General features: G+C 68.4%; 16 protein-coding genes. 6 read left to right on the top strand and 10 right to left on the bottom strand.

Annotation, left to right across the window (positions count from 1 at the left end):
- Positions 1-3 precede the first annotated feature (3 nt).
- The 3 genes from AC3A6P_RS05190 to AC3A6P_RS05180 all read right to left on the bottom strand — a co-directional run bounded on the left by AC3A6P_RS05190 (position 4) and on the right by AC3A6P_RS05180 (position 1,291).
- Positions 4-246 carry an RNA-binding protein gene (locus tag AC3A6P_RS05190; RefSeq protein ID WP_197380899.1) on the bottom strand — a complete coding sequence of 81 codons (243 nt, stop codon included), beginning with the start codon at positions 244-246 and terminating at the stop codon, positions 4-6.
- The gene (gene rpsP / locus AC3A6P_RS05185; RefSeq protein ID WP_487689184.1) at positions 243-692 is read right to left on the bottom strand and encodes a 30S ribosomal protein S16; all 450 of its coding nucleotides are present in this window, start codon (positions 690-692) and stop codon (positions 243-245) included. The genes AC3A6P_RS05190 and rpsP overlap by 4 nt, the downstream gene beginning before the upstream one ends.
- A 179-nt stretch (positions 693-871) precedes the next feature.
- Positions 872-1,291 (bottom strand): nuclear transport factor 2 family protein, encoded by a 420-nt coding sequence (locus AC3A6P_RS05180; RefSeq protein WP_487689182.1) that lies wholly within the window; start codon positions 1,289-1,291, stop codon positions 872-874.
- A gap of 114 nt (positions 1,292-1,405) precedes the next feature.
- On the opposite strand from AC3A6P_RS05180, the gene AC3A6P_RS05175 reads away from it, so the two are divergent.
- The 3 genes from AC3A6P_RS05175 to AC3A6P_RS05165 all read left to right on the top strand — a co-directional run bounded on the left by AC3A6P_RS05175 (position 1,406) and on the right by AC3A6P_RS05165 (position 4,881).
- Complete coding sequence (locus tag AC3A6P_RS05175; RefSeq protein WP_487689180.1) at positions 1,406-3,016, top strand: diflavin oxidoreductase; 1,611 nt, start codon at positions 1,406-1,408, stop codon at positions 3,014-3,016.
- A gap of 47 nt (positions 3,017-3,063) precedes the next feature.
- Positions 3,064-3,966, top strand: coding sequence for a D-alanyl-D-alanine carboxypeptidase family protein (locus tag AC3A6P_RS05170; RefSeq protein WP_487689178.1), 903 nt, complete (start codon positions 3,064-3,066; stop codon positions 3,964-3,966).
- A 69-nt stretch (positions 3,967-4,035) separates the two neighbouring features.
- Complete coding sequence (locus AC3A6P_RS05165; RefSeq protein WP_487689176.1) at positions 4,036-4,881, top strand: D-alanyl-D-alanine carboxypeptidase family protein; 846 nt, start codon at positions 4,036-4,038, stop codon at positions 4,879-4,881.
- Here AC3A6P_RS05165 and AC3A6P_RS05160 read toward each other — a convergent pair.
- From AC3A6P_RS05160 to AC3A6P_RS05135, 6 genes are read right to left on the bottom strand one after another with little or no spacing between them, the layout of a single operon-like run.
- Entirely contained in the window at positions 4,878-5,945 is a 1,068-nt protein-coding gene (locus AC3A6P_RS05160) for an amidohydrolase family protein (RefSeq protein WP_487689174.1), read from the bottom strand. The two genes, AC3A6P_RS05165 and AC3A6P_RS05160, sit on opposite strands and share 4 nt — an antisense overlap.
- Positions 5,946-5,947: 2 nt before the next feature.
- Entirely contained in the window at positions 5,948-7,510 is a 1,563-nt protein-coding gene (gene ffh, locus AC3A6P_RS05155; RefSeq protein ID WP_487689172.1) for a signal recognition particle protein, read from the bottom strand.
- A 24-nt stretch (positions 7,511-7,534) separates the two neighbouring features.
- Positions 7,535-8,473, bottom strand: a complete 939-nt coding sequence (locus tag AC3A6P_RS05150; protein WP_487689170.1) for a S1C family serine protease — start codon at positions 8,471-8,473, stop codon at positions 7,535-7,537.
- Between the two features lie 12 nt (positions 8,474-8,485).
- Complete coding sequence (locus AC3A6P_RS05145; RefSeq protein ID WP_487689168.1) at positions 8,486-9,463, bottom strand: VWA domain-containing protein; 978 nt, start codon at positions 9,461-9,463, stop codon at positions 8,486-8,488.
- Entirely contained in the window at positions 9,460-10,383 is a 924-nt protein-coding gene (locus AC3A6P_RS05140) for a DUF58 domain-containing protein (protein ID WP_487689166.1), read from the bottom strand. Before AC3A6P_RS05140 ends, AC3A6P_RS05145 begins: the two co-directional genes overlap by 4 nt.
- A complete protein-coding gene (locus AC3A6P_RS05135) occupies positions 10,380-11,411 on the bottom strand; it encodes an AAA family ATPase (RefSeq protein ID WP_487689164.1) in 1,032 nt (343 codons plus the stop codon). The genes AC3A6P_RS05140 and AC3A6P_RS05135 overlap by 4 nt, the downstream gene beginning before the upstream one ends.
- 104 nt (positions 11,412-11,515) lie before the next feature.
- Here AC3A6P_RS05135 and AC3A6P_RS05130 point away from each other — a divergent pair, with 104 nt between their 5' ends.
- The 3 genes from AC3A6P_RS05130 (at position 11,516) to AC3A6P_RS05120 (ending at position 14,418) form a co-directional block, all read left to right on the top strand.
- Positions 11,516-12,217, top strand: a complete 702-nt coding sequence (locus tag AC3A6P_RS05130; RefSeq protein WP_487689162.1) for a response regulator transcription factor — start codon at positions 11,516-11,518, stop codon at positions 12,215-12,217.
- Positions 12,217-13,425: a HAMP domain-containing sensor histidine kinase gene (locus AC3A6P_RS05125; RefSeq protein ID WP_487689160.1), complete on the top strand. Its 1,209-nt coding sequence runs from the start codon at positions 12,217-12,219 to the stop codon at positions 13,423-13,425. The genes AC3A6P_RS05130 and AC3A6P_RS05125 overlap by 1 nt, the downstream gene beginning before the upstream one ends.
- Positions 13,426-13,512: 87 nt before the next feature.
- Positions 13,513-14,418: an alpha/beta hydrolase gene (locus AC3A6P_RS05120; RefSeq protein WP_487689158.1), complete on the top strand. Its 906-nt coding sequence runs from the start codon at positions 13,513-13,515 to the stop codon at positions 14,416-14,418.
- Between the two features lie 15 nt (positions 14,419-14,433).
- On the opposite strand, the gene AC3A6P_RS05115 is transcribed toward AC3A6P_RS05120, so the two are convergent.
- Positions 14,434-16,950, bottom strand: coding sequence for a [protein-PII] uridylyltransferase (locus AC3A6P_RS05115; RefSeq protein ID WP_487689156.1), 2,517 nt, complete (start codon positions 16,948-16,950; stop codon positions 14,434-14,436).
- Between the last annotated feature and the right edge of the window lie 50 nt (positions 16,951-17,000).

Below are 17,000 nucleotides of genomic sequence, written 5' to 3'. Positions count from 1 at the left end.
GCCCTACTGGTCGGTGTCCACCACGTCGACGCGGATCCCACGGCCTCCGATACCGGCGACCAGGGTGCGCAGCGCAGTGGCCGTGCGACCGCCGCGACCGATGACCTTGCCGAGATCGTCGGGATGCACGTGCACCTCGACGGTGCGGCCCCGGCGGTTGGTCACCATGTCGACGCGGACGTCATCAGGGTTGTCGACGATTCCGCGGACCAGGTGCTCCACGGCGTCGACGACGACAGCACTCATTCGGCGGCGGTCTCGGCGGTCTCGGCAGGCGCCTCGGCGGCAGCCTCGTCAGCCTTGGGCGCCTTCTTCTTCTTGGGCGTGATGGCCTCGCCGGACGGAGCGCCATCGGCCTGGGCCAGCGCTGCGTTGAACAGATCCAGCTTGCTGGGCTTGGGCTCTTTGAGCTTCAGCGTGCCCTCGGCACCCGGCAGACCCTTGAACTTCTGCCAGTCGCCGGTGATCTTCAGCAGGGCCAGCACCGGTTCGGTGGGCTGGGCGCCGACGCCGAGCCAGTACTGCGCGCGCTCGGAATCGATCTCGATCAGGCTCGGCTCTTCCTTCGGGTGGTAGCGGCCGATGACCTCGATGGAGCGACCGTCGCGGCGGGTGCGCGCGTCGGCGACGGTGATGCGGTACTGGGGATTGCGGATCTTGCCGAGACGGGTCAGCTTGATTTTCACAGCCATGGGGAAAGAACTCTCCTGTTGAGATGCCACGCTGCAATTCAGCGATCGGGGCAGGCTGCCCGGATCCGGTTTTGCCTCACGTGTGTGACCGCCGCACAGCCTGGGTCGTACGGCAGACAGCCGACCATTGTGCCAGAGTCGGCTCCCCCAACAGAAATCGTCGGCCGGAGGCTCTCGACCTACACCAGCTTGTCGAAACACTTGGTCTCGACGCGGCGGGTCAACCGCCATCCCTGGGGGGTGCGGATGAATTCGTCGTCGTACCAGAGGCCGCAGAACAGCACCTGCTTCTGGTCGCCACCGAGCACCATCGGGTTGAAGCAGATCACCCGGGAGGCCGCAGCGTCACCGGAGAAGGTGATCGACAGATTGCCCAGCATGTGGGAGTACGCCGGGAAGTTCGGCAGGACTTCCGCCAGCCACGCCTTGACCTCCGGATATCGGCCGTCGATACCGCCCATGGCGCGGTAGTCGATGTACGCGTCCTCGGTGAACACGTTGTCGAGGTCGTCGAATCGCCGGGTGTCGATCGCTGTCGAGTAGTCGACCAGCAGCTGCTGGATCTCCAGGCGGTCGGAGATCTCCTCGAGGCTGAGCATGCGCACAATTCAACACTCTCGGTAGCGAAAGTCGCCAGAGGAACGCACCCGATTCCCCGGCAATCCCAGTAAGGTCGCCCTAACTTAGGTCTACCTAACTGAAGGGTGTGAGTGTTGTCCGAGCAACCCGCGTTCTCTGTGACCGTCGGATACGGCTCCGAAACCGGCGGAGCCGAGCAGCTCGCCGGGCTGTTCACCGCCGCCGCCGAAGCGGTCGGGATCGCGGTCACCGCCGTCGAACTCAACGCCGTCGACGCGCGAGACCTGGCCACCGCGACCCACTTCATCGCCATCACGGCGACCTACGGCGAGGGCGAGTTCCCCTACAACGCCTCGCTGTTCTGGGAGATGCTCGAGTCGGACAGCGCACCGCGACTCGAGCAGCTGACCTTCGCCGTGCTGGGTCTCGGCGACAAGTACTACATCGACTTCGCCAACGCCGGGAAGCTGCTCGACGCGCGGCTCGTCGAGCTGGGAGCGACGCGGCTGATCACCCGGGTGGACTGCGATGTTGACTTCGATGACGACGCCGCAGCATGGACCACCGATGTCATCGCGCTCCTGTCGGCCGCGGCGGACGATTCGGGCGAGCCGATCAGCACCGACGCCGACGACCGCCGTGTCCACCCGTTGTGGAACCGCACCAACCCGTTCCCCGCCCAGCTCAGCGCCCGACGGCTGCTCACCGGAGACGGCTCCGACGACGAAGTGTGGCACTACGAAATCGACCTCGCCGACAGCGGAATGACCTACCAGGCCGGCGACTCGTTGGGAATCCATCCCGTCAACGACCCGGAACTGGTCGAGGCGCTCCTGGCGAAGCTGGGTCGCGACGCCGCCGACACCGTGCCCGGTCACGACCTGCCGCTGGGCACGCTGCTCGCCGAGCACTTCGAGATACGCACCCCGTCACGCGCCCTGCAGGCACTTGTCGCCGCCCGGACGCCGGACGCCGAGGCCGCCGCGGCGCTGGGCGGCGACGACCACACGGCACTGGACACCTGGCTCTTCGGTCGCGATCTGCTGGACCTCCTCGACCTCGCCGCATTGACCGCCGACGAGGTTCTCGCCACGCTGCGGCCGCTGCAGTACCGCGACTACTCGATCGCCTCGAGCCCACTCGCTCATCCCGACCGGGTGCATCTGACCGTGGCCACCGTGCGCTACCACCGCGGCGAGCGTCAACGCTCGGGCGTCGCCACAGGGCACCTGGCCGACCGCGCCCAGCAGGTGCGCATCCACCTGCAACCCAACAACAACTTCCGGTTGCCCGCCGCCGACGTGCCGATCATCATGGTCGGCCCCGGCACCGGGATCGCGCCGTTCCGGGCGTTCCTGCAGGAACGCGCCGCCACCCGCGCCACGGGAAGGTCGTGGCTGTTCTTCGGGCACCGCCGCCGGGCCAGCGACTTCCTGTATGAGCAGGAGCTGCAGGAGTACCTGGATTCAGCGGTGCTCGGCCGCTTGGACGTGGCGTTCAGCAGAGACTCCGACGCCGCGCGCTACGTCCAGCACCACATGCTGGCGCAGGCGGATGAGGTGTTCGCCTGGTTGCAGGACGGCGCACATCTCTACGTCTGCGGTGACGAGAAGCGCATGGCCAAAGACGTTCATCACACACTGCACGAGATCGTGGCGTCCGCCGGCGACATGGACGCCGACGCCGCCCACGCCTACGTCAACAACCTCACCAAAGAGCATCGCTACGGCAGGGATGTGTACTGACGCGGAGAATTCTGAGCCGGCCGCGATTCGGGTTAGGCTCCGTCTTCATGCGCAAGCTGTTGGTGAGTGTGTCGGTCACCCTGGGTCTGGCGTTGATCCTCGCCCTGGTGGCCTTCGCGCCGTCCGCGGACGCCGAGCCCGCGGGCGAGATCACCGCCGCTCAACCCGTCGGTTCGGTGCCCGTGCCCGGTGGACCGGCCCAGGCCTGGATCATCGCCGACATGGACACCGGGCAGGTGCTCGCCGGTCGCAACCAGAACAACACCTACGCCCCGGCGAGCACCATCAAGACGCTGCTGGCGCAGGTGATCCTCGACGAGGTGCCACTGGATGCGACGATCGTCGCCGAGGACGCCGACACCTTGGTCGAGTGCAACTGCGCCGGTGTACTGCCCGGCCACACCTACACCGCCCGCCAGCTCCTGGAGGGCCTGCTGCTGGTCTCCGGCAATGACGCGGCGAACACGTTGGCGCGCATGGTCGGTGGCAGCGGGGCCGCGGTGGCCAAGATGAACGCCAAAGCCTCGATGCTGGGCGCACACGGCACCAGCGCCGGCTCACCCTCGGGCATCGACGGCCCCGGTATCAACATCTGGTCCACCCCGCATGACCTGGCGGTGATCTTTCGCTCGGCGATGGCCAATCCGGTGTTCGCGCAGATCGTCGCGCAGCCCACGGCGGTGTTTCCGAGCAAGACCGGCGACCGGGTGCTGGTGAACCAGAACGAGCTGCTGCACCGGTATCCCGGAACCCTGGGCGGGAAAACCGGTTTCACCGATCTGGCACGAAAGACGTATGTGGCCGCCGCATCCCGTAATGGACGCCGCTTGGTGATCGCGATGATGTACGGGCTCGTCGTCGAGGGCGGCCCCACCTACTGGGATCAGGCCGGTGCCCTGCTGGATTGGGGCTTCGCGCAGAACAACGGCGCCAACATCGGCATCCTCTGAACCGGAAGTTGCTGATTCGCAACCGTTTCGAGATCACCACCGGGCGCAAAGTGGTTACGCTCGGCGGTCGTGCCCCTCAGTCCGCTCGCGGTGATTCTGAGCCTGTTGACCTTCACCGCGTCGGTGCTGGTCGCCAAACCGGCTGCCGCCGCCCCGGAGGTGGCGCCCGCGGGAGCGGTCACCGCCCCTGACGGTCCGGCGCAGGCCTGGATGGTCGCCGACATGGACACCGGCGCGATCCTGGCCGGCAAGAACCCGACCGCGGTCTCCGCGCCCGCCAGCACCATCAAGGTCTTGTTGGCGATGACCGTCCTGGACCATCTGAACCCGAACGCGGCGGTGCGGGCCGCACCCGTGCACACCCAGGTGGAATGTTCGTGCGTGGGCCTGGTGCCCGGTCAGGTGTACACCACCACGCAACTGCTCGCCGCCATCCTGATGGTGTCGGGTAACGACGCCGCCAATCTGCTCGGCGACATGCTGGGTGGCTACCGCCCCGCCATCATGCGGATGAATGCCAAAGCGAAATCGCTTGGTGCACAGAGCACCAGGGCGCTGTCACCGTCAGGACTCGACGGACCCGGCTGGGAATCGCTGACCACTCCACGCGATCTCGGTGTCATCTTCCGCGCCGCGCTGAGCTATCCCCTGCTGGCCCAGATCATGCGGGCGCCCTCGGCGCAGTTCCCCGATCGCACCGGCTACAAGACCATCCACAACCAGAACGAGCTGCTGGAACGCTACCCGGGAGCCCTGGGCGGCAAGACCGGTTTCACCAACCTGGCAGGCAAGACCTATGTGGGTGCCGCCCAACGAGGCGATCGGCGACTGGTGGTGGTGCAGATGAAGGGCAGCGGCGACCTGTACGGCCAGGCGATGGGCCTGCTGGACTGGGGTTTCAGCCAGCCTGGCTAGAACACCCGGCCGCGCAGGATCACCACGTCGGGCGCACTGAGTATGGTGGCGCTGCTGCGCGGATCTTCGGTGTAGCACACCAGATCTGCCGGGGCGCCGTGCTCCAGCCCGGGCCGGCCCAGCCAGTCCCGCGCCGTCCACGACGCCGCACCGAGCGCCTCGGTGGCCGTCATCCCGATGCCCTTGAGCGCCTCCACCTCATCGGCGATCCGGCCGTGAGCCACCATGCCGCCGGCATCGGTGCCGGCATAGATCGGGACGCCCGCCTCGCGAGCGGCAGCCACCCGCTCGCCACAGCTGGCGTAGAGATCGTTCATGTGCCGCGCGTAGGTCGGGTACTTGGCCGCCGCCGCAGCGATGTTCGGGAAATTCTCGATGTTGATCAGCGTCGGCACCAGCGCGGTGCCGTGCTCGAGCATCAGTTCGATGATGTCCTCGGTGACCCCGGTACCGTGCTCGATACAGTCGATCCCCGCGTTGATCAGCCCCGGTAGCGCGTCCTCACCGAACACGTGGGCGGTGACGCGGGCCCCTTCGGCGTGGGCGACGTCGATGGCGGCCTTGAGGATCTCGTCGGACCACAAGGGGGCCAGATCACCGACCCCGCGGTCGATCCAGTCGCCGACCAGTTTCACCCAGCCGTCGCCGAAGCGCGCCTGTGAGGCCACCACGTCCGGAAGTTGCGCTTCGTCCTCGATGTCGATCGGCAGACCGGGGATATAGCGCTTGGGTTTGGCGATGTGCTTGCCCGCGCGGATGATTCGCGGCAGGTCCTCGCGATCGTCGAGGGCGCGGGTGTCGATCGGTGAGCCCGCGTCGCGCAGCAGCAGTGCGCCGGCCTCGCGCTCGGTCTCGGCCTGCGAGATCGCCTCGTCATGCGTGGTGGGTCCACCGGGCCCCAGCCCGACATGGCAGTGGGCGTCGACCAATCCGGGGATGATCCAGCCCCCGTCGAAGATGGTCTCGGCACCGGAAACCGGTTCCGCGGAGAGCGTTCCGTCGACCACCCACCACTGCACCGGTTCGCCGTCGGGCAGCGACGTACCCCGCAGGTGCAGCCGCACGTTTACTTCTGTCCCGGGAACTTCAGCTTGGAGAGGTCGAAATCGGCCAGCCCGGGCGGCAGTTCGTCAAGGCCCTTGGGCATCGACGACAGATCGGGGAAGCCACCGGGCAGGCCGGCGCCGAGCGGGTTACGCGCCTTCGGCGGCGTCGGTCCCCTGCCCTTGCTCTTGCCCTTGCCCTTCTTGCCCTTGGCGCTCTTGCGATTGTTTCCCTTGCGGCCGAACGGCATTCCCATCTGGCCGGCCATCTGGGACATCATCTTGCGGGCTTCGAAGAAGCGGTCGACGAGTTGGTTGACCTCGGACACCGTGACACCGGAACCGTTGGCGATGCGCAGCCGGCGGGAGGCGTTGATGATCTTGGGATCGTCGCGCTCGGCCGGCGTCATGCCGCGGATGATGGCCTGCAGGCGGTCGAGCTGCTTGTCATCGACGGCGGCCAGGGCGTCCTTCATCTGCCCGGCGCCGGGCAGCATGCCCAGCAGGTTGCCGATCGGGCCCATCTTGCGGATCGCCAGCATCTGCTCGAGGAAGTCCTCCAGCGTCAGCTCACCGGAGCTGATCTTGGCGGCGGCGTCCTCGGCCTGCTGCGCGTCGAACACCTGCTCGGCCTGTTCGATGAGCGAGAGCACGTCGCCCATACCGAGGATCCGGCTGGCCATCCGGTCGGGGTGGAAGACGTCGAAGTCCTCCAGCTTCTCGCCGGTGGATGCGAACAGGATCGGTACCCCGGTGACTTCCCGCACCGACAGCGCGGCACCACCGCGGGCGTCACCGTCGAGTTTGGTCAGCACGACGCCGGTGAAGCCGACGCCGGAACCGAACGCCTCGGCGGTGGCCACGGCATCCTGGCCGATCATCGCGTCGAGCACGAACAGCGTCTCGTCGGGCCGCACGGCGTCGCGGATCCCCGCGGCCTGGGCCATCAGGACGTCGTCGATACCGAGCCGGCCCGCGGTGTCGACGATCACCACGTCGAAGTGCTTGGCCTTGGCCTCGGCCAGACCGGCCGCGGCGACGCTGACCGGGTCGCCGGGACCCGACCCCTCGGTTTCGGGAGCGCTGGGAGCGGTTCCCGGATGCGGGGCGAACACCTGCACGCCGGCCCGCTGGCCGACGATCTGGAGCTGGTTGACCGCGCCCGGGCGTTGTAGGTCGCAGGCCACCAGAAGCGGCGTGTGCCCTTGTCCGCGAAGCCATTTGGCGAGTTTGCCAGCCAGGGTGGTCTTACCGGCGCCCTGCAGGCCGGCCAGCATGATGACCGTCGGCGGGGTCTTGGCGAACCGCAGCTGGCGGGTCTCGCCGCCGAGGATGCCGATGAGCTCCTCGTTGACGATCTTGACGACCTGCTGGGCCGGATTCAGCGCACCGGAGACCTCCGCGCCCTTGGCGCGTTCCTTGATCCGGTTGATGAACGCACGGACGACGGGCAGTGAGACGTCGGCTTCGAGCAGCGCGAGCCGGATCTCCCGGGCCGTGGCGTCGATGTCGGCGTCGGTGAGCCGGCCCTTGCCGCGCAGGCCCGTGAGCGCACCGGTGAGCCGATCGGACAGGGATTCAAACACGGGCCAAGCCTACTTGGTACCCGCTCAACCGTTGGCGATGATCTCCCTGGCCACCTCGATCGCCCGGTCGATGGGCACCGCGAACCCGATGCCGATGTTGCCCGCTTCGGCTCCCCCGACGGTGGCGATCGCGGTGTTCATGCCGATCACCTGACCGGCCATGTTGGCCAGCGGTCCCCCCGAGTTACCCGGGTTGATGGACGCGTCGGTCTGCAGCAGCTGCTGTTCGGGCTGCGAACCCAGCCGTGCGGTCCGGTCGACAGCGCTGATGATGCCCGCGGTGACGGTGCTGGCCAGGCCCAGCGGCGCGCCGGCGGCGATCACCGGCTGCCCGATCGCCAGGCCGTTGCTCACCCCAAGCGCTGCCGGCGGTGGCGGATCGCCGGCCATCTCCAGCACCGCAACATCCATCTGCGGGTCCGTGCCGACCACCCGGGCCGCGCCGCGACGGCCGTCGGACAGCCGCACCAGCACTCGCTGGTACCCCTCGACCACGTGACTGTTGGTCATGATGCGGCCCTGGTCGTCGATGGCGAATCCCGAGCCGCGGCTGTTACCCGCTGCCACCTGCACCACGCTGGGCAGCAGCGCCTGGGCGGCGACCTGGGCGTCCGGCGCGGGCCCCCCGGGGGCCGCGACGGGTGCGCTCTGCCGGATCTGCGGGCCGGTGTTCATCTCGGCGGCCGCCCAGAGCCCGGCACCGGCGCCGGCGCTGCCGCCCGCCAGCAGACAGGCGGTGACGAGCAGCGCGGTGCCGGTTTTCGACCGGCGAGGCGCCGCCGGTGCCGCAAGGGGTGACGGCACCGGCGGCGCGGTTCGGGGAGCCCCGTCCTGGATCCGTGTCGGGACAGCAGGGATGGTCGGGACCGTCGGGGCTGCGGGCCGTGGCGGAGGTTCGGGGGCACTGCCGGGGGCCAGGAACGCCGGCCCGGCCGGGCGCCTGCCGAGATCGAATTCAGACATGTGTACTCCTCATCAGACGAGTCGGGAGAACCAGCGCATCGACAGGCCCGCGGCCACGATGCCGAGAGCAAGAGCGATCGCCGCCACGAACGGTGTGACCTCTCGCCATTCGGTGCGCCAGCCGATGGAGGAGCCGATATCGCGGTAGACGTCCTGCAGTTCGTCGCTGCTTGCGGCCGAGTACGCGATACCGCCGGTCGCCTCGGACAGCTCGGCCAGGGTCTGCGAGTCCACCGGCACCGGGATGGCGTAGCCGCCTTGCGACAGACCACCGTCCAGAACACCGTCCTCGGTTCCGTAGGCGATCGTCGAGACGGGCACGCCGGCGGCCACCGCCGCCAGCGCCGCGTCGTCGGTACCCCGGCCGCTGGTGTTGCTGCCATCTGAGAGCAGCACGATGTGCGCGGGCAACCGCTCCTGGCCCTCTTCCGGTTCCTGCTCGGGATCGGCGGCGACCGCCCGGATCTGATCCAGCGAGGTGAACACCCCCTCGCCGATCGCGGTCCTGGACTGGGTGCCCAGCATCTGCAGGCTGGCTCGGGCCGCGTCGTGATCGGTGTCCGGGGCGTGCACCACCGACGTGGCACCGGCGAAGGTCACCACACCCACGTTGAAGGTGTCGGGCAGCTGCTCGATGAAGTCGCCGGCCGCGGCCACCGCAGCGGTCAACCGGTCCGGGCTGACATCGCGGGCTTGCATGGACTCCGAGGTATCCAGCGCCACGATGATCGTGGCCCGCTCGTACGGCACCCGCACCGGCATCTCCGGCCGGGCGACGGCCAGGCCGCACAACGCGAGAGCGGCCAGCAGGAAAGCCGCGGGCAGATGCCTGCGCCACTGCGGTCGATCGGGGATCACCCTGTCCAGCAACGGAAGTGCCGCATACCGCACCGCGTAGCGCTGCCGTCGGCGCAATGTCACCACGTAGGTGAGCGCCAACAGCGCAACCGGCACCAGCATCAGGAGGCCGATCGGAAACAGGAACGTCATCGCGCCCGCCCCCTCGGCGCGCGCCTGCGGACCGTGCGTTGGCGCTCCCGCAGGAATCTGGCTAGGTCGCGGATCCAGTCACTGCCCGTGCTGGCCCGCAGATGATCGGCACCGGCTGCACGGATCGCGGAGCCGACGGCGTCGCGGTGAGCCGCGGCCGCATCCCGGTACTGCCTGCGCAGCCGCCGGTCGGAGGTCCAGACCTGGCGTTGCCGACCGGATTCGGGGTCCACCAGCGTCACCGCGCCGATATCGGGCAATTCCATCTCCCGCGGATCGACGATCTCGACAACGATCACGTCATGGCGGCTGGACAGCCGCCGCAGCGGGCCCTGCCAGTCGAACGGACCGTCGTTCGCCCCGTCGGGGTCCATGAAATCCGAGACCACCACCCGCAGCCCAGGCCCGCCCCGGCGCGACCCGAGCGAACTCACCGCTTCGGCCAGCCGGGGGGCGCCGGCGCCGGTGCGCACAGCTGAAGACACCAGCGTCTGCGCGGCGCGCGAGGCCGCCAGCTTGGCCTGGTCCGGCCGGTGCCAGCGCAGGCCGTCGGCGCCGAAAGTGGCCACGCCCATCGTGTTTCCAGGAGCATCGGTGAGCAGCCCCAGGGCCCAGACGATCCGGGCGGCCAGATCGGTCTTCTCGTCGCTGACCGTCCCGAAGGCCATGCTGGGGCTGGTGTCGACCAGCACCCAGGTGTCCAGACGGTTGTCGGCACGCGGTCGCCAGACATGGGGCTCCCCGGCACGGGCGGTGATGTTCCAGTCGATGCGCCGCACGTCGTCACCGGGCTGATAGCGGGCCACCTCTTCGCGTTCGGAGCCAACCCCGAGGCGCATCCCCTCGTGGTCACCGGCCAGCAGGCTGTCCACCCGGCGGCGCAACCCGAGATCCAGCGCCTGCCAGGGGTGGGCGGTCACGACGCCACCTCGGCGAGATCCTGGCTGTTCGGGGCGATCACCGGCGGAGCCACGCAGTCCAGCAGCGCGGCGATCACCGCGCGCGGATCCACCCCGTCGGCCACCGCGTCGAAGGTCAGCACCATCCGGTGCGCCAGCACGTCGGCCGCGATGTCGGCGACGTCACCCGGCAGCACGTAATCGCGTCCGCGCAGCACCGCCAGCGCACGGCTGGCCGACAGCAATCCGAGCGATCCGCGGGGGCCGATACCGTACTCCAGGACACCGCCGATGGAGTCCGCGCCGTAGTCGGCGGGCCGGCGGGTGGCCATCACCAGCCGGACGATGTAGTGGGCGACGGCATGGTGGACGAAGACCTCCTCGGTGGCGCGCTGCAGCCGCAGTACATCGGCCGGGGTCATCAACCGGCGCGCCCGCGGCGGTGTCGATCCCATGCGGGCCAGGATGGCCAGTTCCTCGAGCTCATTGGGGTGCGTCAGGTCGATCTTGAGCAGGAACCGGTCGCGCTGGGCTTCGGGCAGGTGGTACACGCCGTCTGTCTCGATCGGGTTCTGGGTGGCCAGCACCAGGAAGGGTTCGGGCAGCGCGAACGTGCGCCCGCCGATGCTGACCTGGCCTTCGGCCATCGCCTCCAACAGCGCTGACTGCACCTTGGCCGGCGCCCGGTTGATCTCGTCGGCCAGCACCAGATTGGCGAAGATGGGGCCCAGCTCGATGTCGAAGGTTTCCGTCGACGGCCGCCACACCCGGGTGCCCACTATGTCGGCGGGCATCAGATCCGGGGTGAACTGCAACCGGTGAAACGTCCCGCCGACCACGGTCGCCACGGTCCGCACCGCCAGCGTCTTGGCCAGTCCCGGAACACCTTCCAGCAGGATGTGCCCGCCGGCGAGCAGCCCCACCAGCAGCCGCTCCAGCATCGAATCCTGACCCACCACAACGTGTTTCATCTCGAACAGGGCACGCTCGATGAGTGCCCCGATGGCGGGTGCCGACACGGCACCCGGGTCGTCGACGTCATTGCTCATGCCGACACTTCATCAACAGAGGGCGAAAACCCCCGAAAACCTCAGCGAAAGCGGACCGAAAGTGAAGTGGTCGACCTGCGGCGGCGCCGCTACGCTCGGCGCATATGCGGGTACTGATCGTCGAAGACGAAGAGGGGTTGGTCAGCGCTCTCCGCATCGGCCTGCAGCGGGAAGGTTATGCGGTGGACACCGCGCTCACCGAGGCGGAGGCCACCGAGCGGCTGGCAGTCAACTCCTACGACGTGGCGCTCGTCGACGTGAACCTGCCCGACGGTGACGGCCTTGACCTGGCACGACGGTTGCGTGGGGGCGAGATCGAGTCACCGGCCGGCCGGGACATCCGGATCGTCATGCTCACCGCGCTCGGCACCCTGCCCGACCGGGTGCGCGGTCTCGACGCCGGCGCCGACGACTACATCGTCAAGCCGTTTGCACTGGCCGAACTGACCGCACGGCTGCGGGCCGTGCTGCGCCGGGAGGTGTCCGGGGACTCTTCGGTGCTGCGGCTGGGCGACATCACCGTGGACACCGCGCGCCAGATCGTGCGCCGGGGCGGGCGCGAGGTCGATCTGACCCTCAAGGAGTTCTCGGTGCTGCGGTACCTGATGACGCGCCCGGATCACGTGGTCTCCGCCGAGCAGATCCTCGAACACGTCTGGGATGAGAATGCCGACCCATTCACCCAGACGGTGCGGGTCACCGTCGGCACCTTGCGGCGCAAGCTCACCCTTGGCAGCGAACAGCAGGTGCTGCACACGCTGGTCGGGCGCGGTTACCGGCTGCGCACCCCTGCACAGACCGCGTGATGCGCACCATCCGCGTGCGGTTGGCGCTGACGACCTCGCTGTGGTTGTCGGTCATCTCCGCGGTGATCTTGGCCGGGGTCTACTTCGCTCTGTCGAAGACCATCGACGCCGCCCCGCTGGACCCGGTGACGGTGAAGAAGTTCGACCGCAAATCCGACGGGACCATGGTGTACCGGGTGGGCGAGAGCTTCCAGGCCGCCGACCTGGAGAGCGTGCAGCGGGCGGTGAACTACTCGACGCTGGAGACGCTGCGCAATTATTCACTGCTGGCTCTGGGCGCGATCTTCCTGATCAGCCTGGTGGTCGGGTGGTTCGTCGCCGGCCGGCTGCTGCGGCCTGTCGGCGAGATCACCGCCACCGCGAATCGCCTGTCGGCCAGCGATCTTTCGCAACGCATCAACGCCAAAGGCCCCAAAGACGAACTGCGTACCCTGGCCGACACCATCGACGGGATGTTGGACCGACTCGACGAGGCGTTCCGCACCGAACGCGCGCTGGTCGAGGACGTCTCGCATGAACTGCGCAACCCGGTGGCGGTGGTGCAGGCCAACGTCGAGGCGGTGCTGGCCGACGAGCACGCCACCGCCGAGGAGCGGGCCCACGCGCTGGCGGTGATCTCCCGGGCGACCAGCCGGATGTCGCGACTGCTGGAGGATCTGCTGGCCACGGCGCGGCGGCGGTCCGGTTCGTTCGCCGATCAGAAGGTGGACCTGCAGAGCTTCTGCAGCGATGTGGTCGACGAGCACCGCCTGCTGGCCGGCGAACGGCCACTGCAGGTGATCACCCGCCTGTCCCCCGGTCCGGTGGTGTACGCCGATCCGGAATCACTGGCCCGCGCCCTGGCCAACCTGCTGTCGAATGCGATCAGGTTGGCGCCCAGGGACTCTGAGTTGACCATCGCCAGCGGCAGCACCGGTGGGTGGGCGTGGGTGGCGGTGCGCGATCAAGGGCCCGGTATCGCCGAAGCCGACCAGCAGCGGGTGTTCGACCGGTTCCGGCAGGGGCACACGGCCACAGAAAAAAGAGGGGGCCGGGGTTCGGGCCTGGGGTTGGCCATTGCCCGCCAGATCGTCGAAAGCCATGAGGGCAAGCTGGCGTTGTTCAGCACCCTGGGAGTCGGCAGCACCTTCGTGATCTGGCTGCCGGACCGAGCGATCGCCGACCGGCCCGAGCGCACCGCCCAACCACTGTCGGCGTGCCCGCTCTGACTGCTCGATCTTCAACCCCGGGCCACACGGGAGTAGCGTGGCCCGTGCACCAGCGGGCTGTGTCTGCCACCGTCGAAGGAGCTGGTCATGCAGCGTCGCGATATCGAGTTCAACGCCGAAGGTGTCACCTTGCGCGGCTGGTTCTATCCCGGTCGGGATACCGGGAGTTCGCGCCCCACAGTCGTTATGGCTCACGGCTTCTCCGCGGTCAAGGAGCAGTATCTGGACCGCTACGCCGACGTGTTCGCCACCGCCGGTCTCAACGCGCTGGTGTTCGACAATCGTAACTTCGGCGCCAGTGACGGTACCCCGCGCCAGGAGATCGACCCGTGGCAGCAGGTACGCGATTACCGCCACGCCATCACCTACGCGACCACCCTCCCCGAGGTCGACGTCGGCCGCATCGGTGTGTGGGGCAGCAGCTACTCCGGCGGGCACGTCCTGGTGGTGGCCGCCCTGGATCGCCGCGTCAAAGCGGTTGTGAGCCAAGGCTCTCTGGTCGACGGGCGCCAGAACTTCCGCCGTCTGGTGCGCGCGGACTTCGTCGCGGGTTTCCGAGCGCAGTTCGACGCCGACCGCCTTGCCCGCTTCACCGGCGAACCACCGGTCATGGTGCCCGTCGTCGACGCGGATCCGCTCGCCCCATCGGCACTCCCCACCCCGGACTCCTATGAGTGGTTCACCGAGAGCAGTCGCGCCCTGGCGCCCTCCTGGAGGAACGAGGTGACATTGCGCAGTGTGGAAATGCTCAATGAATACGTGCCCGCCGACTTCATCGCCCACATCGCCCCGACCGCGCTGTTGCTCGTAGTCGCCGCTGACGACCGGCTCACCCCCACCGATCTGACGATCGCTGCCTACGAACGCGCCCGCGAACCCAAACGTATCGCGATCCTGCCCGGCGGCCATTTCGACATCTACACCCGAGGATTCCAGCGGTCCAGCACGCTGGCCTTGGAGTGGTTCCTCGAACACCTCGCCGCAGTTCAGTGAGCCGAAGCGATCTTTCTAGCTGGCTTCCTCCACCGGCTTGGGCTTGGCCGGCGGCGGCGCGGGCAGCACCGCCAACAACTCCTCTTTCAACCGCTCGCGCTGTGCGCCGTCCTCATCCGGGGTGGGCAACAGGATGCAGAACGCGTCGACCACCGACGATCCCAGCGTCGTCACCTTGGCCCAGGCGATGTCCACGCCGGCACGTTCGAACACCGCGGTGAGCGTGGTCAACAGCCCGGCGCGGTCGGTGGTGCGGATCTCGACCAGCAGTTCGTTGGACTGCCCCGCGCGCCCGTCGTGCCACAACACCCGCGGCGGCGCGGCAGGCGCGTTCACCGGAACCGCGGCGCGCACCTCACCGGCACGTCCGCCGGCGGCAGCCAGGTCGAGATCCTTCTGGGCCAGGTTGGCCACCACATCGAGATCCCCGTCGATTGCCAAGATGAACTGCTGACGCAGAAGCTCGGCGGCCGGCGGGGAGCCGAAGTGCGGGGACACGACAAAAGTGTTGATCGCCGAGCCCTGGTGACTGTTCACCGACGCCGAATGCACCCGCAAGGAGTTCAGCGCCAGCACGCCGGCAGCTTTCGACAGCACGCCACGCCGGTCCGGCGCGATCATGGTCACGTTGTACGTGTGGGCGGCCTCACCGGCCGTCAGATCCACGTGGACACCGACCTCCGTGGCCAGTTCGAGGTACCGCGGGTCCACCGGGTCGGCTTGGGGCAGAGGATCTCCGGCCATCACCAGCCGGCAGCGCCGCACCAGATCGCCGATCAGAGAGGCCTTCCAGTCGCCCCAGACGCCGGGACCGGTGGCCAGCGAGTCGGCTTCGGCCAGTGCGTGCAGCAGCTCGAGCAGCACGGTGTCTCCGCCGAGTGCGGTGACCACCGCGCTGATGGTGTCCGGGTTCTGCAGGTCCTTGCGGGTGGCGGTCTCGGCCAACAGCAGGTGATAACGCACGATCGCCGACAGCGTTTCCACATCGGAGGGCCACAGTCCGAGCCGGGTGCCGATCTGTGTGGCGAGTTCGGCGCCGATGATGCTGTGGTCGCCACCGCGACCCTTTCCGATGTCGTGCACCAGCGCACCGAGGACCAACAGGTCGGGGCGCGACACCCGGGTGGTGAACACGCTTGCGCGCGAGACGGTTTCCACCAGGTGCCGGTCGACGGTCCAGATGTGGACGACATCGCGCGGCGGCAGGTCCCGAACCGCGCCCCATTCCGGGAAGAGCCTGCCCCACAGTCCGGTGCGATCGAGGGCCTCCACGGTGGCTACCGCGGCGGGGCCCGCGGCCAGCAGCACCAGCAGATCCTTGAGCGCCTGCCGCGGCCATGGAGTGCGCAGTTCCGGCGCGGAATCGGCAAGACGGGACAAGGTGGACACCGACATCGGCAGTCCCGTCGTCGCCGACGCGGCGGCCACCCGCAGAATCAGCCCAGGGTCTTTCTCGGGACGGGCGTCCCTGGCCAGGATCACCTCACCGTTGAACTCGATGACGCCCTCGTCCAGGGGCCGCCGCACCGGCCGACGCAGTGCCGCAAAACCCCTGCGAGGCAGCGCATTTCCGGCTGTCCGCAGCCCGGCGTCGACGTAGTAGCTGACCGTTCGGGCGGCGTCGGAGAGCATCCGGGCCAGATCGAACCGGTCGCCGATGCGCAGCGCCGCACCGATCTCGTCGGCGTGCTGAGCCAACAGCTGGTCGCGACCGCGCCGCGATGCGCGGTGCAGTTCGGTCCGGACATTCAGCAGCGCCAGGTGCGCCCCGCCGAGTGACCCCGTGGGCGAGGCCAGCGAATGGCTCGGATACACGTCGGCGAGTTGGGCGATCGCCAACGCGTTGAGGAGCTGGACATCGCGCAGCCCGCCGCGTCCGCACTTGAGGTCCGGTTCCGCGCGGTGCGCGATCTGACCGCTGCGCTGCCATCGGGCCTGAGTGTGCTCGACGAGTTCCTCGAAGCGGGAAGCGATCCCGGTGCGCCACTGTCTGCGTGCGCCGCCGATCAGCAATGCCGACAGCGCGGAATCTCCGGCGATGTGCCGCGCTTCGAGCATCGCCAGCCCCGCAGAGATGTCCTCGGTGGCCACCTTCAACGCCTCGGGTACCGTACGCACGCTGTGATCGAGCCGAATATTGGCGTCCCACAACGGGTACCAGAGATGCTCGGCGACCGCGGAGACCACCTCAGCGGGCATATTGTCGTGCACCAGGGTCAGATCGAGATCCGAATAGGGCACCATTTCACCGCGGCCCAGCCCGCCGGTAGCCACGATGGCGAACCCGCTGGTCGGGGTGATCCCGATCTCGGTGGCCTTGGTGGTGAGCCAGAATTCGTGCAGATCCAGCAGCGCGTCACGCAGGGCCGGCGAATCCAGTTGCCGCGTCCCACCGTCCAGCAACTGCTGGACCGCCTTGGCGAGGTCATGCGCCGGGCGGGGTGGCTCGTTGAGAGATTGTTCGTCGAACGAGCCCGCCGCCGGGGCTCCCTTGCGGGAGTCACCGGCGGCGGGATCTGGTTTCTGCTTCATTTCGTCCTCATGTGTTTCCGTTACCGACCAACGCTCACTCGGCGCACGGC

Source organism: Mycobacterium sp. Soil_C_30 (assembly GCF_057656995.1).
Note: the sequence above shows the minus strand (reverse complement) of the source record. Positions and strands in the feature narration are given on the sequence as shown.

Excerpts from the sequence above, each read along its gene's own strand:
- AC3A6P_RS05190 (WP_197380899.1), bottom strand. The coding sequence starts at position 246 with ATGAGTGCTGTCGTCGTCGACGCCGTGGAGCACCTGGTCCGCGGAATC.
- rpsP (WP_487689184.1), bottom strand. The coding sequence starts at position 692 with ATGGCTGTGAAAATCAAGCTGACCCGTCTCGGCAAGATCCGCAATCCC.
- AC3A6P_RS05180 (WP_487689182.1), bottom strand. The coding sequence starts at position 1,291 with ATGCTCAGCCTCGAGGAGATCTCCGACCGCCTGGAGATCCAGCAGCTG.
- AC3A6P_RS05170 (WP_487689178.1), top strand. The coding sequence starts at position 3,064 with ATGCGCAAGCTGTTGGTGAGTGTGTCGGTCACCCTGGGTCTGGCGTTG.
- AC3A6P_RS05150 (WP_487689170.1), bottom strand. The coding sequence starts at position 8,473 with ATGTCTGAATTCGATCTCGGCAGGCGCCCGGCCGGGCCGGCGTTCCTG.
- AC3A6P_RS05145 (WP_487689168.1), bottom strand. The coding sequence starts at position 9,463 with ATGACGTTCCTGTTTCCGATCGGCCTCCTGATGCTGGTGCCGGTTGCG.
- AC3A6P_RS05135 (WP_487689164.1), bottom strand. The coding sequence starts at position 11,411 with ATGAGCAATGACGTCGACGACCCGGGTGCCGTGTCGGCACCCGCCATC.
- AC3A6P_RS05130 (WP_487689162.1), top strand. The coding sequence starts at position 11,516 with ATGCGGGTACTGATCGTCGAAGACGAAGAGGGGTTGGTCAGCGCTCTC.
- AC3A6P_RS05125 (WP_487689160.1), top strand. The coding sequence starts at position 12,217 with ATGCGCACCATCCGCGTGCGGTTGGCGCTGACGACCTCGCTGTGGTTG.
- AC3A6P_RS05120 (WP_487689158.1), top strand. The coding sequence starts at position 13,513 with ATGCAGCGTCGCGATATCGAGTTCAACGCCGAAGGTGTCACCTTGCGC.
- AC3A6P_RS05115 (WP_487689156.1), bottom strand. The coding sequence starts at position 16,950 with ATGAAGCAGAAACCAGATCCCGCCGCCGGTGACTCCCGCAAGGGAGCC.